The 15,434-nt window shown below is 50.9% G+C and carries 15 protein-coding genes; 13 read left to right on the top strand and 2 right to left on the bottom strand.

The window, feature by feature from the left end; translation table 11 throughout:
- Window positions 1-17 precede the first annotated feature (17 nt).
- The 6 genes from J2Z18_RS10640 (at window position 18) to spo0A (ending at window position 6,150) form a co-directional block, all read left to right on the top strand.
- On the top strand, window positions 18-884 hold the full coding sequence (locus tag J2Z18_RS10640) for a TlyA family RNA methyltransferase (RefSeq protein ID WP_007129732.1): 867 nt from the start codon (window positions 18-20) through the stop codon (window positions 882-884).
- Window positions 885-953: 69 nt separating this feature from the next.
- On the top strand, window positions 954-1,445 hold the full coding sequence (locus J2Z18_RS10635; protein ID WP_007129733.1) for a hypothetical protein: 492 nt from the start codon (window positions 954-956) through the stop codon (window positions 1,443-1,445).
- 22 nt (window positions 1,446-1,467) lie between these two features.
- The gene (ahrC, locus tag J2Z18_RS10630) at window positions 1,468-1,917 is read left to right on the top strand and encodes a transcriptional regulator AhrC/ArgR (protein ID WP_007129734.1); all 450 of its coding nucleotides are present in this window, start codon (window positions 1,468-1,470) and stop codon (window positions 1,915-1,917) included.
- A gap of 53 nt (window positions 1,918-1,970) precedes the next feature.
- Window positions 1,971-3,710, top strand: a complete 1,740-nt coding sequence (gene recN, locus J2Z18_RS10625) for a DNA repair protein RecN (protein ID WP_007129735.1) — start codon at window positions 1,971-1,973, stop codon at window positions 3,708-3,710.
- Window positions 3,711-3,810: 100 nt separating this feature from the next.
- A complete protein-coding gene (spoIVB, locus tag J2Z18_RS10620) occupies window positions 3,811-5,148 on the top strand; it encodes a SpoIVB peptidase (protein WP_007129736.1) in 1,338 nt (445 codons plus the stop codon).
- Window positions 5,149-5,346: 198 nt separating this feature from the next.
- On the top strand, window positions 5,347-6,150 hold the full coding sequence (gene spo0A / locus J2Z18_RS10615) for a sporulation transcription factor Spo0A (protein ID WP_007129737.1): 804 nt from the start codon (window positions 5,347-5,349) through the stop codon (window positions 6,148-6,150).
- Between the two features lie 371 nt (window positions 6,151-6,521).
- On the opposite strand, the gene J2Z18_RS31110 is transcribed toward spo0A, so the two are convergent.
- A complete protein-coding gene (locus tag J2Z18_RS31110; protein WP_028403680.1) occupies window positions 6,522-7,424 on the bottom strand; it encodes an ArsR/SmtB family transcription factor in 903 nt (300 codons plus the stop codon).
- Between the two features lie 283 nt (window positions 7,425-7,707).
- Between J2Z18_RS31110 and J2Z18_RS10605 the strand changes: the two genes are divergently transcribed.
- The 6 genes from J2Z18_RS10605 to J2Z18_RS10580 all read left to right on the top strand — a co-directional run bounded on the left by J2Z18_RS10605 (window position 7,708) and on the right by J2Z18_RS10580 (window position 13,353).
- The gene (locus J2Z18_RS10605) at window positions 7,708-8,949 is read left to right on the top strand and encodes an extracellular solute-binding protein (RefSeq protein ID WP_007129739.1); all 1,242 of its coding nucleotides are present in this window, start codon (window positions 7,708-7,710) and stop codon (window positions 8,947-8,949) included.
- A gap of 84 nt (window positions 8,950-9,033) precedes the next feature.
- Window positions 9,034-9,909 carry a carbohydrate ABC transporter permease gene (locus J2Z18_RS10600; protein ID WP_007129740.1) on the top strand — a complete coding sequence of 292 codons (876 nt, stop codon included), beginning with the start codon at window positions 9,034-9,036 and terminating at the stop codon, window positions 9,907-9,909.
- Between the two features lie 62 nt (window positions 9,910-9,971).
- A complete protein-coding gene (locus tag J2Z18_RS10595) occupies window positions 9,972-10,886 on the top strand; it encodes a carbohydrate ABC transporter permease (protein ID WP_007129741.1) in 915 nt (304 codons plus the stop codon).
- Window positions 10,887-10,955: 69 nt separating this feature from the next.
- Window positions 10,956-11,930: a glycoside hydrolase family 43 protein gene (locus J2Z18_RS10590; protein WP_007129742.1), complete on the top strand. Its 975-nt coding sequence runs from the start codon at window positions 10,956-10,958 to the stop codon at window positions 11,928-11,930.
- Between the two features lie 280 nt (window positions 11,931-12,210).
- The gene (locus tag J2Z18_RS10585) at window positions 12,211-13,098 is read left to right on the top strand and encodes an NAD-dependent epimerase/dehydratase family protein (protein WP_007129743.1); all 888 of its coding nucleotides are present in this window, start codon (window positions 12,211-12,213) and stop codon (window positions 13,096-13,098) included.
- 42 nt (window positions 13,099-13,140) lie between these two features.
- Window positions 13,141-13,353, top strand: coding sequence for a hypothetical protein (locus tag J2Z18_RS10580; protein WP_007129744.1), 213 nt, complete (start codon window positions 13,141-13,143; stop codon window positions 13,351-13,353).
- Between the two features lie 157 nt (window positions 13,354-13,510).
- Here J2Z18_RS10580 and J2Z18_RS10575 read toward each other — a convergent pair whose 3' ends face one another.
- Window positions 13,511-13,816: a DUF2627 domain-containing protein gene (locus J2Z18_RS10575; protein ID WP_007129745.1), complete on the bottom strand. Its 306-nt coding sequence runs from the start codon at window positions 13,814-13,816 to the stop codon at window positions 13,511-13,513.
- A 158-nt stretch (window positions 13,817-13,974) separates the two neighbouring features.
- Between J2Z18_RS10575 and lpdA the strand changes: the two genes are divergently transcribed.
- The gene (lpdA, locus tag J2Z18_RS10570) at window positions 13,975-15,396 is read left to right on the top strand and encodes a dihydrolipoyl dehydrogenase (RefSeq protein WP_040738619.1); all 1,422 of its coding nucleotides are present in this window, start codon (window positions 13,975-13,977) and stop codon (window positions 15,394-15,396) included.
- Window positions 15,397-15,434 lie beyond the last annotated feature (38 nt).

The raw sequence follows: 15,434 nt of genomic DNA, 5'->3' as shown, positions 1-15,434 counted from the left end.
ACCATCAGGAGTGTTTTATGGAATCATCTCACAAGGAACGTGTTGATGTCCTGCTTGTGGAGCAGGGATATTATGATAGCAGGGAGAAAGCCAAGTCTGCCATTATGGCGGGTCTGGTCTATGCCGGAACCGAGCGAATCGAGAAAGCCGGCATGAAAATCCCGCGTACGACGGAGCTGAAAGTAAAGGGCTCTGTGCATCCTTATGTAAGCCGGGGAGGTCTTAAGCTTGAGAAGGCGATCTCTCATTTCGGTCTCGATATGAAGGGCAGAACGATGCTGGATATCGGCTCATCCACCGGCGGTTTTACCGATTGTGCGCTTCAGCATGGAGCCAGCTACGTCTATGCGATCGATGTCGGATACAATCAGCTCGATTGGTCGCTCCGGAACGATGAACGTGTATGCGTCATGGAGCGGACGAATTTCCGCTACATGACACCCGAGGATCTGAAAGGCCCCCGGCCGGATATCGCCAGCATCGATGTATCTTTTATTTCGCTGCGTATCATTTTGCCGACGCTCAAGACGCTTCTGGACAGACCCGGAGATGTGGCAGCTTTAATCAAGCCGCAATTCGAGGCAGGACGGGAGAAGGTCGGTAAATCCGGTGTTGTCCGAGACCCCAAAGTACACAAGGAAGTTTTAACGCAGGTGCTTCATTTTGCTGAAGATATCGGATTCAGGCTGAACAATCTGACCTTCTCGCCCATCACGGGCGGCGAAGGCAATATTGAATTCCTGGCCCACTGGCGGCTTGAGCCGGAGGACGCGGCTGAAACGGAAGAACCGGTTCAGCACATGGATCATGCCGAGCTGGATCAATGGATCGACAGCATTGTTAAGCAAGCAGCTCATACATTCACGGGAAACTCATCGAAATGATGGGTTTCTTTTGCTGAAAAAGAGGAATTTATGTTCCCATCCGCGAATATCAAAATTCGAGGTGAGAGGATGAATGAGCGTTATGATGGATTGTTGATGGTGCTGCTTGGCATCGTGATCGTGCTCTTGATCGGCTACAGGGTCAACCGCTGGCTGATGTCACCGCAGCCCGACCTGCTCCCGGGAATCCCGATCAATGACCGCATTCCGGATCACCCAGTCATTGGGTTGCTTGAACAGGAAGGATATGAGGTTGTCGGGGGTAAAGTAAAGGTAAATCTGTCGTTTGACACGGGACACAAGCCGATTCGCAGCAGACTATTCATTGATTACGTCGCATCCGGCAGCAACGGGGAGCTGTATATGGTTAAACTGGCACGTGAACGGATGCCGGTGGACTGGACAGGGGCGGGTATCCGGGATCGGCTGATGCCTTACCTGCTGCTGTACCCGGAGTGTGCCGGGCTCCTGTATGTAGATATGAACGAGCAGGAAGTGCACCGACTCACCATGGATTGGTCCGATGAGGAATGGAATGGAAATGACGAATACAACACCTAAATTTCGGGAGGCTCTTACGAATATGAAGGGACAACGCCATATTAAAATCAGGGATATCATTACCCACCAGGACATCGAAACGCAGGACGAGCTGGTTGATGCTCTCCGTGCCGAGGGTTTTCAGGTGACGCAGGCTACGATATCCAGAGATATTAAGGAATTGCTGCTGATCAAGGTACCGACCGATGACGGAAGGTATAAATATTCGATGCCTACGGATCAGCGTTATAATCCGGTGCAGAAGCTGAAGCGGGCGCTGGTGGATAATTTCGTATATATTGACCGGGCCGGCAATCTGGTTGTGATGAAATGCTTGCCGGGCACCGCAAACTCGGTAGCCGTGCTCCTTGACAATATGGAGTGGAGCCAGATCATGGGCACGATATGCGGGGATGACACCATTTTGCTGATTTGCCGCACGGAGGAGGACGGAGAACACGTTGTATCTCAGATCAAAAGCTATATCTCTTAAGATTGGTTTTCGCGAGGCATACATCCGATTTACGGGTTTAGGGGGTTAAAGGGATGTTAAATACGTTATCCATTCGGAATTTGGCTGTTGTTGAGAGCGTGGACGTACAATTCTACCCGGGCTTTCATGTTCTTACAGGGGAGACAGGCGCGGGAAAATCCATCATCATCGATGCGCTTGGGCTGATTGCCGGCGGGCGCGGATCGGCGGATCTGATCCGGTACGGCTGCGATAAGGCGGAGATTGAGGCGCTGTTTGATCTTCCCCCGGCACATCCCGTGTGGCAAACACTAACGCATTTAGGCATTGAGGCGGATACCGAGGAGCATTTGCTGATCCGCAGAGAGCTGACATCGCAAGGAAAAAGCACCTCCCGCATTAACGGTCAGCTTGTGAACTTGAGTATGCTCCGTGAGGTAGGGGAGAAGCTCATCAACATTCACGGCCAGCATGAGCATCAGAGCCTGCTGCGTTCGGAACAGCACATGAGCCTGCTCGATACGTACGGGGAGAAGATCATCGGCCCGGCCAAGCGTAAATACCAGGAGCTGTATTCGGAATTCAGCAAGGTGGAGCAGGAGCTCAAGGAACTGCAAGAGACGAGCCAAAAGGCATATCAGATGCTCGACATGTATCGGTTCCAGCTGGAGGAAATTGCGGCGGCCCAGCTAAAGCCGGGAGAGGACGAGGAGCTGTCCGAGGAGCGTGTCAAGCTGTCCCACAGCGAGAAGATGATGGACTCCGTCGCAGGCGCCTACGAGCTGCTGTACGGGTCATCAGGCTTGGAGGCGGTCAGCCGGGCGCTCAGTCGGCTAGAAGATGTCTCGGCCTATGACGAGAAAGGGCTGAAGCCGCTCGTGGAGCAGCTGCAATCCGCTTATTATCAGCTGGAGGATGCCGTGTTCCAGCTGCGGGATTACCGGGACGGCATTGAATTTAATCCGGAGCGGCTGAATGAAATCGAGCTTCGTTTAGATATGATCTCCGGTTTGCGGCGGAAATATGGGGATAATGTGGAGCAAATTCTGGAATACTACGGGAGAATTCAGCAGGAAACCGACATGCTGGAGAACAAGGACGAATTTATCCAGGGATTGGAGAAACGGCGGGACGAGCTGCTCGCTGTGGCTCTGGAAGCTGCCAAGAAGTTGAGCGATGCGCGTAAGCGGTGTGCGCGGGATTTGGCGACCCAAGTGGAGCGTGAGTTGAAGGATCTTCAAATGGAACGAACCCGGTTTGAGGTTCGTCTGGAGCTTCAGGATGCGCCGGATGGTTACGAATATGAAGGACAACGAATCCGATTGACGAAACAAGGGATCGATGCAGCAGAGTTTCTTATATCGGCGAATCCAGGAGAACCGCTGCGCCCGCTCGCTAAAATTGCGTCCGGCGGCGAAATGTCCAGGATCATGCTCGCCATGAAGAGCATCTTCGCCCGGCATGACCAAATTCCGGTCCTGATCTTTGACGAGGTGGATACCGGCGTTAGCGGCAGGGCCGCTCAATCGATCGCGGAGAAGCTGTTCCTGCTCGCCAAGACATGCCAGGTATTCTCCATCACGCACTTGCCGCAAGTGGCATGCATGGCCGATCATCAGTACTTGATCGAGAAGAAGGTCGTATCTTCAAGAACGATGACCCAGGTGCAGAATTTAAGCGAAGAGGGGCGGATCAAGGAGCTCGCACGGATGCTCGGCGGAGTCGAAATTACCGAAAAGACACTTCATCATGCCCAGGAAATGCTCAATCTGGCGGCGGCGCAAAAGGCTTCCAGAACGGCTTCGGGTCAATGATTGACAGTTATAAAAGCCAGGGGGCAGGGTAACTTAAAGGTACGCAATTGGCGACCACCTTTTCGTCAAGCGAAAGAAGAAAAAGGGAGCGTGACAGCCATTGAAGCCCAACCTCAGGAGAAAACTGCTCGGTTTCGTTCTTGCTTTCCTTCTTTGTTACCTTGGAACTGCTGAGCCTGTCCAATCTTTTGCGTCATTGCCTGATGAGCTTAGGTTGATTGCCGGCCGGCAGGCCCGTCTGGACGTGGCGATGCCCGTCCAAGCCCTCGCTTCAGTCGATCGTCCCGATGTGGTGCAGTTAAACGGCTCCCGGGCGTCGAAGCTCCAAGTATCATTAAAGCAGCCGCTCCAGCTATATCCCCAGCAAAGCGGCACAGCAGAAGTTACCCTGAAATTATTCGGTAAAATTCCTTTGAAGACAGTCCATGTGAATGTGATGCCGGAGCTGAAGGTGTTCCCTGGCGGACAGACAATCGGCGTTAAGGTTAAATCCTCCGGCATCCTGGTGGTCGGACATCATCTCGTTCGCGCTTCGAACGGGGCAAAGGTATCTCCCGGCGAAGCTGCAGGTCTCAAGCTTGGAGATCTGCTCACCGCCATGGATGGCAAACCGCTGACCGATGTAACGAAGGTGGCCGAGATCGTGGAGAAGGCGGGGAGAGCCAAACGACCGCTTGATATCACGTTCAAACGCAGCGGCAAGGTCATGAAGACAAAGCTGAGTCCTGCTTTCGACGAGGACGATAAAACCTGGCGTCTAGGGCTTTATATCCGCGATTCTGCTGCAGGGGTGGGCACCTTAACCTTTTATGCCCCCCACCAGAAGGTGTATGGCGCGCTCGGCCACGTCATTACCGACATGAATACCCAGACACCCATTGAAGTGGGGAGCGGGCAAATCGTGCAATCCAATGTCACATCCATTTCAAGAAGCGAAGAAGGGGAACCAGGCGAGAAACGGGCGACCTTTTCCAAAGACGGCAAGGTGCTTGGTAATGTTGAGCGCAACACCCATTTCGGCATTTTCGGCAAAATGAAGGATCTGCCGGAGCATGGTCTGTACACGGAGCCGATTCCAATCGCCATGTCCCACGAGGTGAAGGAAGGGCCGGCTGAAATACTGACCGTGGTCGAAGGCCAGGAGGTCGAGCGTTTCACCGTTGAGATCGTTCATGTCTCCAAACAGGATGCACCCGCAACCAAAGGGCTTGTACTCCGGATCACGGATCCTAGGCTTCTCAAAAAGACCGGCGGAATCGTGCAAGGCATGAGCGGCAGTCCAATCGTTCAAGACGGCAAGTTGATCGGGGCGGTCACCCATGTGTTTGTGAATGATCCGAAATCCGGCTACGGCTGCTTTATCGAGTGGATGCTTCAGGACTCCGGCGTACTACCCTCTGCAGAATCAAAACCAACACAAAATCTTAAGGCAGGTTAATGCCTTGAGATTTTTTGTCGTAATACGACGAAATACATATTAATTTGAAATAAAATATTTAATTATAAATCAACTTCAAAAAAAAATAAAGAAAAAATAATTTTCGACAGAAGGAATTTAAATCCGTCTGTCGAAAACCATATACACAAGAAAAATAACCAAAAAATCCTAAGTGATCGGATAAAGGAGGAGCACGAATTGCAAAAGATTGAAGTATTATTGGCAGACGACAACCGTGAATTTACGAATTTGCTCGGCGAATACATTTCGGATCAACCCGATATGGTGGTTTCCGGAATCGCTTATAACGGGGAAGAAGTACTGAGCATGATCGAGGAAACGGGAAAAGTACCGGATGTGCTGATCCTTGATATTATTATGCCGCATTTGGACGGTCTCGGCGTACTTGAGCGTCTTCGTGATATGAATCTGTCCCCGCAGCCGAAAGTGATCATGCTGACCGCATTCGGTCAGGAGAACATCACCCAGCGGGCTGTCCAATTGGGAGCTTCCTATTATATTTTGAAGCCGTTCGATATGGAGGTGCTGGCTAGCCGGATCCGCCAGCTGGTCGGTTCCCCAAGCAATCTGTCGTCCAGCACGCCGTTTACGAACGTCAAATCCAATGTCGTACCAATGGGCAAGGGCAAAAATCTGGATGCGAATATTACCTCGATCATTCATGAAATCGGCGTGCCTGCGCATATTAAGGGATATCAATACCTGCGCGAGGCCATTACGATGGTGTACAACAATATTGAAATTCTCGGCGCGATCACGAAGACGCTGTATCCGGCCATCGCCGAGAAATTCAAGACAACGCCATCCCGCGTGGAGCGTGCGATTCGTCATGCCATCGAGGTTGCATGGACGCGCGGCAACATCGACAGCATCTCGCATCTGTTCGGCTACACGATCAACATCAGCAAATCCAAGCCGACCAACAGCGAATTCATCGCGATGGTTGCAGATAAGCTGAGAATCGAGCATAAGGTCTCTTGAAATGATGGTGTAACGCGGAAATCTGACGGGGATTAGAACCGGTGTCCGTTAGTCCTTTATCGGACATGACTTCGTATGTCTCGATAACCGATATGCGGTTTCGTTCGAACTCCTGAGCTTTCCGTATTCACCTCGAGCAATTGCCATTATCGATCGGATGTATTTAAGCTGAAATACGAAACGAACTTTGCAAACCTTCCTTACCATCCAATGAGAAGCTCATAACCGGGTCCCTTTCTATGTGCTAGGGACATCGTGTTGTGGGCTTTTCTTATGGCATCGAGAGTACAGCTTTGAAACAAAAAAGGGGTCCTTCCTTTGGTCCGCAGACCTTCAGGAAGAACCTCTTTTCATCGTTTCCCGGGCAATAATTACAGATAGTAGAGCTTAAACTCGATATCCTGGTCATGATTGCCGAATTTTTTGCCAAAGATCGTAGCCCCGCCGACATGCTCGGCATCCTCTTTAACCTCGATCCGAAAGGTCCAACGGTCACAGGTCGTATCCAGGTCCTGAACGGAGATCGCGGACAGCGGGTCACCGTCAATATAAGTGCCGTGCGATGTAATCCGTATGGTCTTCAGGAGCCCATACTGGTTAATATTGTGCGGCCACCAGTCCGGCGTAAACTTCCCTCTCGTATCCGCAAAGTCACCTGGACTCGTCCAGGTGCCGAGCTCGATGCCATTTAGCGAAAACGTAATGTCCGAAGGCCAGACGTCATTGGAAAATGGAAATTCAGAGGAGATTTCCAAACTGATCTCGAACTGCTGCAGCTTCTCGTCCTTCTTGAGGAAGTTCGGGATGTTGTATTGAACGAACCCCTCGGTGAACCATAGAATTTCCGCGTCCACGCGCTTCGGATCCATAAAATATTTCGGTTCGTCGACTCTTCCGATAAATTCCTTATCGGTTGCCAGACCGCAGGTCGGCTTAAGATCATAGTCCGTGTAGTGCCCGATCGGCACCGAGGTCTCGTAAGAGGCGAAGGAATGAAAGATTTTTTTGGGAAAATTGATTTCGATATGATCGACCTTCAAAATCGATATTTTCTGCTGACCCGATTTTCCGGGCACCTTCTCGGTCTTGATGATTCCGGCATCCTCCAGCTTCTTGATATGCTTGGTGACAATCGCGCTGCTGAGCTGAAGCTCGTGGGCAAGGTCCTTGATGTTCATTTTATTTTTGGAGAGAAGCTGGATAATCCGAATTCGAACCTCGCTCGCCAGCGCTTCATAGACGACAAGAGAGGATTTGTCTATTTCCAACTGCATCGATCCCACTTCTTTCAATTGGATTTCATTTCCTGACTTCCTTAACTAATATGAATGATACCACAACTATGGTTAACCTGTACATAAATCAACCAAAATAATCAATCAAAATAATGATGATTTGATTAACCAAAACATTAATCAAATAGAAAATAATATAATTAAATTTATAGAAATGTTATTGACACCGTTTTCAAGGTGCATGTATACTGAACAACAGTTAATCGTTTCCATAGCGTTTGAATGAAAGGGTTAACGAAATGAATTGTAACAGGAGGAGAACGTGTTGAAGAAAAAGATGGGGGTTTCATTAATACTTGTATTGTTGGCCGTATCCGTATTATCCGGTTGCGGAAGCGGGGACAAAAATACGATAACCTTCTGGACGCCTCTCACAGGGGACGACGGCGCGTACATGGATCAACTGGTGAAGGACTACAATGCCACAAATCCGGAGTATAAGGTTAAGCACGTCATCACATCAGACATGTATACGAAGATCTCTACGGTTCTCAACTCCGGCAAGGGTGTTCCCGACCTGGCCATCATCCATGCGGATCGTGTTCCCGGCTTTGTCAAGCAAGGGGTCCTTGAGCCAATGACCGGTGTTATGCAAGCGCAACCAGAGCTGAAGGAAGAGAATTATTTGCCGCAGGCTTGGAACACAGGCAATATCGACGGCACCCAGTACACGGTTCCCCTGGATATTCACAGCAATGCGATGTACTACAACAAGGATTTGCTTAAGAAGTACAATGTGGAAAGCTTCCTGGACGATGATGTCGTAACGATTGAAGAAATGCTGTCGCTCCAAGGTAAGCTGGACGAAGGGGATTATGTCGTTAACGATGCCTTGTTAGGCTGGGTGGTGCTGGCACAGATCCAGAACCTCGGCGGCGACATTCAGCAGGACGGCAAGCCGGCCGTAAATACGGAAGTGATGAAGCAGGCGTTCCAAGAGATTAAAAAGATTGCCGATGCCGGTCTGATGACACCGTTCGGCGAGGACGGCTACTTGATGTTCCAATCCGGCAATGTGCTGTTCTCGACAGACGGAACCTGGAGCTCGACCGCTCACGCAGCCGTAGAGAACCTGAATTTCGGCGTGACAAACATCTACTCCGCAAATGCGGACAAGTTCACGAACCGCGCTTCCTCGCATCTGTTCGCGATGCTGAATAACGACAAACGGACGGATGAGAAGGAAGCAGGAATCGGTCAGTTCCTGGAGTTTATTCGCCAGAACTCGATGGAGTGGGCGAAGGCAGGACAGATCGTCGCAAGTAAGCAGGTCATTGAAAATCCGGAATACAACAAATACATCCAGTCCTTCTTTACAGCGAGCGATAAACAAATTGAGTCCTTGTACATTTATACTTACGAATACTACCCTTACGTAGCTGAAGCCGTTGATACGTACGCCGCAGATATCGTGCGCGGAAACGTTGATATCGATGAAACTCTCCAAACGATGCAAAAGTTCGTCGAGGATAAAATCGCTGAGGGCAGTAAGGCAGCGGAATAGGCCGTGCGCATGAACCGATAGCAAAAAAGCAATGTGCCATCCGATCATGGCGCATTGCTTTTCCCAAAGGAGAAATGAAAGGGTATGAAAAAGAAGTCGCTGACACCTTATTTCTTTGTAGGTCCACATTTGATTCTGTTTGCCGTATTTATTTTTTTGCCGACCATCTACGGTATTTATGCATCATTCACACAGTGGAACCTCATCAATGATCCGGTCTGGGTCGGACTGGCCAACTACAAAACGATTTTGTTTGATACGGAGTCTACGTTTTACACGCAGTTTTTTAACGGGATCAAGAACACGTTGATTTTCGTTGTCTTAAGCGTTCCGATTCTAATTGTCATTCCGCTCTTGATCGCGGTGGCGCTGGAGCATAAAAAGGTGAAAATGAAAGGGCTTATGCAGTCCATTCTGTATATCCCCGGCTTGATCTCGATTTCAGCCGCAGCGCTGATCTGGTCTTTGATCTTTAACAAGCAGCTCGGCATTACGAACAATCTATTCGGTTCCGAAACGGTATGGGCGGCCAATCAGCCTTACGCCTGGCTTATTATCATCGTAATCACGGTATGGGGTGGAGTTGGGGGCAATATGATCATCTACCGTGCTTCGATCAGCGGCGTGTCCAAAGATCTGTACGAGTCGGCCGAAATGGACGGAGCCGGGCCGATCCGGAGATTCTCAAGCATTACCCTGCCGTCGATCCGTTTCCCGCTGATTTATACCTTCGTGATGACAACGGCCGGGGCGTTCAACGTATTCGGGCAGCCGTTAATGATGACCGACGGCGGGCCAAGACAAAGCACCACCGTGTTGATGATGTACATCCGTCAGCTTGCCTTCGGCCATGGGGAATCCATTGCCGGTATGGCATCCGCCATGGCGGTCCTGCTCGGACTGGTCATTCTCGTCATCTCGGCATTCCAGTATTACGTGATGAATCGGAATGCTTCATAGCCGCTTTGCAAACTGCGGCCGGCTAATCTAACGCCAAACGTTAAAAGGTAGGTGTACTGTACATGTCGAACCCGGTGTTGAAGGATGCGGAGACGGCTCCAAGGGCGGCTAACCGCAAAGGCGTCCGGTCATCCTCATCCAGCTTGAATATATCGAAATATTTAGCCTATTTGTTTCTTATCGTTCTATGCGTCATATGGGTCATTCCCGTAATTTTCGGCATAACGACATCCTTTCGTTCCCAAACGGAGGTCGTAACCACCGGCTTTCGGCTGCTGCCGGAGAACTGGATCTTCGATAACTATGTTGCGATCCTGGAAAATACGTCAACCGCGCCGATCCTCCGCTGGCTGATGAATTCGGTCTTTATTGCGACGCTGCACACACTGCTGGTCATTGTCGTGATTTCAATTACGGGCTACGGATACTCCCGTATGAACTTTAAGGGAAGAGACACGCTGTTCTTCACGCTGCTTGGCATTTCCTTCTTTCCAGGCGTCGTTAACCTCATCCCGTCCTATAAAATCATTGACGCCTTAGGCTGGGTGAATACGTCCTGGGCGATGATTATTCCCGGTCTTGCGGGAATGGGGAATATCTTTCTCGTCCGCCAGTTTATGAAAGGCATTCCGAAGGATCTCGACGAATCCGCCAGGGTTGACGGTGCCGGTGATTTCCGGATCTATTATTCCGTTATATTGCCGCTCATCAAACCGGTGCTGATCGTGTGCGGGCTGTTTTCCTTTACCGGATCCTGGAATGATTTCCTCTGGCCGGTCATCGTATATACCGATGTCGAGAAAATGCCGGTTACTGCGGGGCTGCTGCTGCTTCAGGATATTTACGGAAATTATCGCATGATCGGGCAATTGATGGGGTCGGCCATTCTGGCCATCATTCCGACTTTGCTGTTATTTCTTTTTGCCCAGAAGTATTTTGTGCAGTCGATTAATCTGAATGCCGGGATTAAAGGCTAAGGAAACAGACCTTTTGGGTCCCAGCCAATAAATATAAAAAATCATTATACTTGGATAGGAGTTATCATCATGTCAGAATTGAAATTGAACAATCCCCTCATCGAGCAGAGGGCGGACCCTTGGATTTATAAGCATACCGACGGTTATTATTATTTCACGGCTTCGGTTCCCGAGTACGACCGGATTGAGCTGCGGCGTTCCCGTACCATCTCTGGATTGGCGGAGACGGAGGGAACAACGATCTGGGTGAAGCACGAAACCGGATGGATGAGCGCCAACATCTGGGCACCGGAAATTCATTACATCGACGGCAAATGGTATGTGTATTATGCCGCTGCGCATACATCCGAAACTAGAGACGGATTATTCGATCATCGCATGTTTGTGCTCGAGAATGAAGCTGCGAATCCCCTTGAAGGCGAGTGGGTCGAGAAAGGGCAGGTTGTGACGAAATGGGAGTCTTTTGCCTTGGACGCCACAACGTTCGAGCATCGCGGTACACGGTACTATGTGTGGGCTCAGAAGGATCCCGGCATTCCCGGGAACTCCAATCTGTATATCTCGGAAATGGAGAATCCATGGACACTCAAGGGAGAGCAGGTCCTTATCTCCAGGCCGGAATATGATTGGGAGAAGCAGGGATATCTGGTCAATGAGGGCGCGGCGATCTTGAAGCGGAACGGCCGGATATTCATGACGTATTCAGCAAGTGCAACTGACCATAATTATTGTATGGGGTTGTTAACAGCGGATGAGAGCAGTGATTTGCTGAATCCGACTTCATGGGTGAAGTCGCCGGAGCCGGTATTTGCTACCTCGGAGGCCAACGGACTGTATGGACCCGGGCATAACAGCTTCACCGTATCGGAAGACGGCAAGCAGGATATTCTCGTCTATCATGCGCGAAGCTACAAAGAGATCGAAGGCGATCCGCTGTACGACCCGAACCGCCATACCCGGGTACAGCTGATCCGGTGGAACGAGGACGGTACGCCGAACTTCGGCGTGCCGCGGCCGGATACGAAGCTTGTCAACGCCGACTGATTCGATTGCATGAACAATAAGAGCTGCCAGACATCCGTTGCTACGTACAATGGAATGCTGGCAGCTTTTTGGTTTTAATGGGCATTAACGAGAGGATAAGGGCAGGATTATCCTGGACGATGGACGTTGGACGAAACTTGTCGAAACATAGCTAAAAAAGGGATAGCAGCCCTAAACCGGCAGCTCGGACGGATAGCTTAGAAGGAATATCGCCCCGTAATGGAGAACAAAGGTACAGTGCGAATTTTCGGTTCATTAAATCGTGTGGGAGGAATATGCAATGGCTAATATATTGGTCTTGGGCGGAACCCGTTTTTTTGGCAAACGACTGGTCCAGCGCCTGATCGATAACGGGGACGAGGTCACCATTCTTACGCGGGGCAACCATCAGGACCCGTTCGGCCGGCATGTGCGGCGGATTGCGGCGGATCGGAAAGATCCCGGCGCGCTGAAGCGGGCTGCCGGTGAAGCGGATTGGGATATCGTGTATGATAATATATGTTATACGCCGGAGGAAGCCGGGCAAGCAGCCGATATATTTGCAGATCGAACGGGCCATTACGTGCTCACGTCGACGCTGTCGGTTTATGATTTTGCTGATCATTCGCTCCGCGAGGAGGATTTCGATCCATACCGGTATCCGATTATTATGAACGACCAGCAGGACTACAGCTATAAGGAAGGAAAGCGGCAAGCTGAAGCGGTGCTGTTCGGGAGGCATAATCTGAACGTTACGGCGGTGCGGCTCCCGATCGTGCTTGGCCCTGACGACTATACCAAGCGGCTGCTGTTCCATGTCGAGCATGCGGCTGCCGGCGAGCCGATCGGATTGCCGGCGCCTGATGCGGAAATATCGTTCATTCATGCGGAGGAGGCTGCCGAGTTCCTCCAATGGGCAGGGACAACCCGGTTCGAAGGGCCGATTAATGCCTGCTCTGACGGAACGATAACGATTCGTGAGATTATGGGAATGATCGAGAAAGAGATCGGCAGATCGGCGCCGCTTATCCCGTCTGCGTCCCCTGAGCATATGTCTCCGTTCGGAATTCCGGACAATTGGACGATGGACAACACGAAGGCGTCTGAAGCCGGCTTCCGGTTTTGGAATTTAAGGGATTGGATGCCCCGGTTAATATCCGAGCTATCAACCGATGTGAGGTTAAAGTAGCTTATAAGCGCAGGTGAGGCTATCCAGAAAGGAAGAAACAGCATGAATGACAAAATCGAAGCTTTCAAGGCGCGAATCCAGCAGTTGACGGCTGACGGAAAATGCTCCCCCGAGGCTGCTGAGCTGATCGACGAAATGTACGCGGAGCTTGAGACGGCCTACAAGCAGAACCTGAACCTGAGGAAGACGGCGCTTAAGGCCGTATCGAAGCAGGAGAGAATGTCCAGCAAATTGAAGGATGCGCTAATGGAGTAGTTAGGTTCTGATTCTGTAATATGAACGTCAGTCCAAAAGGAATGAAGACTTCGATTCTCAAATGTTCATAATCGAAGTTGAACTAGCTAAAGGGGATGCCCGAAAGATCTGATAGATCTCAAGGACATCCCCTTTTCTCAGTGGACCATGCCTTCCGTCAGCTTCCGGATGAGGTTCCCGGCTTCGGTGCGGAACGCTTCTTCTTAAACCGGGGGCCGACATAATTCCGCTTACGGTCACGAAACAGAATCCAGCCGCCAAGAAAGCCGATGCCGATTACAAAAAGCGCAAGACCGCCAAGGAATGGAAGCCAGCCGAAGGAGGGATTGGTCACGCGATCATCTCCATGGACGGCGATATATAGGAACACCGCATCTTTCATCATTAAGAAGCCTTTCATCGCCATAAAGCCGGGAACGACCAATATAAGAATGGCGATAAACCGGGAAATAATCATTTTCATAAGGAGATTCCTTCCTGAGACTGATGTAAAGTTCTATCGTTTATCATACCTTTTTCCATAGGAGATGTCTATTTGGTTTAGGTGTCTTTCGATTTTGTGTTCAGCTAAAAAGAGAGTACAATGAGAGAGAAACTGGACTTATGTTGGAGGTGCCGATTGTGGCAATTACATGTGATGTAGCGATACTTGGCGGGGGGACCGGAGGATATGTTGCAGCCATCCGGGCGGCCCAGCTTGGAAAAAATGTGGTCATCATTGAACAGGACAAGCTCGGAGGAACCTGCCTGCATCGCGGATGTATTCCGAGTAAAGCCTTGCTTCGGAGCGCCGAGCTATTTGCAGAGATGAAGGATAGCGAGCGTTACGGCATCGAGTCAGACGGCGTCCGTTTATCGTTTGGCAAAGTGCAGCAGAGGAAAGAAGGCATCGTTCATAAACTGTATCAAGGCGTTCAATATTTGATGCGGAAAAATAAAATTACCGTGGTCCAAGGAAAAGGGAGAGTCATCGGGCCTTCCATCTTCTCGCCGCGGAGCGGGGCGGTAGCTGTGGAGCTTCCGGACGGCGAGATGGAGACGGTCGTTCCAACCCATCTGATTATTGCCACCGGTTCCAGACCACGTCATCTGCCCGGGCTTGAGCCGGACGGCGTACATATCCTGACCAGCGACCATGCACTCCAGATGGAGGAGCTCCCTGAATCCATCATCATTGTCGGAGGCGGCGTTATCGGCGTGGAATGGGCCTCGATGCTGAATGATTTCGGCGTGAACGTCACCGTGGTCGAGGCGGCGACGCATCTTGTGCCAGCGGAGGATGAAGAGATCGGACGGGAGCTTAAGAAGCAGCTTGCCGGAAGGGGCGTCAACATCCTGACAGGCGCCAAGCTGCTGATCGAAACCTGCGAGGTTCAAGAAGGACGCGTTACGATTATGCTCGAGCATGACGGCGAGAGCAGGACGCTGACAGCCGACAAGCTTTTGATGTCCGTAGGAAGGGTTGGCAATACCGACCAGATCGGCCTGGAGAATACCGATGTCCGCGTGGAGAACGGAGTCATTGCCGTGAATGCGAACATGCAGACGACCGAACCGCATATTTATGCGATCGGCGACTGCATTGGCGGTCTTCAGCTTGCACATGCCGCCAGCCATGAGGGGATCACGGCCGTGAATCATCTGGCAGGCGAGGCCCATATGACTTATCGCAAAGAGTGGATTCCGCGCTGCATTTATTCCCGTCCTGAGGCGGCCAGCGTTGGCCTTACGGAGAAGGAAGCCCGGGATCGCGGGCATGCGGTCAAGGTCGGCAAGTTTCCATTCTCCGCGATCGGCAAAGCGCTGGTCAACGGGACGCAGGAAGGCTTTGTAAAAGTGATCGCCGATCAGGAGACGCAGGATATTTTGGGCGTGCATATGATCGGTCCGCACGTTACGGAGCTGATCGGGGAAGCGGCACTTGCGCAGGTGCTGGATGCCACGCCTTGGGAAGTAGGAGCAGCGGTTCATGCGCACCCGTCTTTGTCGGAAATCATAGGCGAAGCGATGCTGGCCGTGGACGGAAAATCGATCGGTTTATAGGCCTAAAGGCATTCTTTGTGGAATCCCTCATTTCTTTT

The sequence above is a fragment of the Paenibacillus lactis genome (assembly GCF_017873605.1).
Lineage (GTDB): Bacteria > Bacillota > Bacilli > Paenibacillales > Paenibacillaceae > Paenibacillus_AQ > Paenibacillus_AQ lactis.
The sequence above is the reverse complement of the archived record's forward strand: the minus strand, read 5'-3'. Positions and strand labels throughout refer to the sequence as shown.

Bases quoted from the DNA above. Each gene is read 5' to 3' on its own strand.
- J2Z18_RS10640 (WP_007129732.1), top strand. From the start codon at position 18: ATGGAATCATCTCACAAGGAACGTGTTGATGTCCTGCTTGTGGAGCAG.
- J2Z18_RS10635 (WP_007129733.1), top strand. From the start codon at position 954: ATGAATGAGCGTTATGATGGATTGTTGATGGTGCTGCTTGGCATCGTG.
- ahrC (WP_007129734.1), top strand. From the start codon at position 1,468: ATGAAGGGACAACGCCATATTAAAATCAGGGATATCATTACCCACCAG.
- recN (WP_007129735.1), top strand. From the start codon at position 1,971: ATGTTAAATACGTTATCCATTCGGAATTTGGCTGTTGTTGAGAGCGTG.
- J2Z18_RS31110 (WP_028403680.1), bottom strand. From the start codon at position 7,424: ATGCAGTTGGAAATAGACAAATCCTCTCTTGTCGTCTATGAAGCGCTG.
- J2Z18_RS10600 (WP_007129740.1), top strand. From the start codon at position 9,034: ATGAAAAAGAAGTCGCTGACACCTTATTTCTTTGTAGGTCCACATTTG.
- J2Z18_RS10595 (WP_007129741.1), top strand. From the start codon at position 9,972: ATGTCGAACCCGGTGTTGAAGGATGCGGAGACGGCTCCAAGGGCGGCT.
- J2Z18_RS10590 (WP_007129742.1), top strand. From the start codon at position 10,956: ATGTCAGAATTGAAATTGAACAATCCCCTCATCGAGCAGAGGGCGGAC.
- J2Z18_RS10585 (WP_007129743.1), top strand. From the start codon at position 12,211: ATGGCTAATATATTGGTCTTGGGCGGAACCCGTTTTTTTGGCAAACGA.
- J2Z18_RS10580 (WP_007129744.1), top strand. From the start codon at position 13,141: ATGAATGACAAAATCGAAGCTTTCAAGGCGCGAATCCAGCAGTTGACG.
- J2Z18_RS10575 (WP_007129745.1), bottom strand. From the start codon at position 13,816: ATGAAAATGATTATTTCCCGGTTTATCGCCATTCTTATATTGGTCGTT.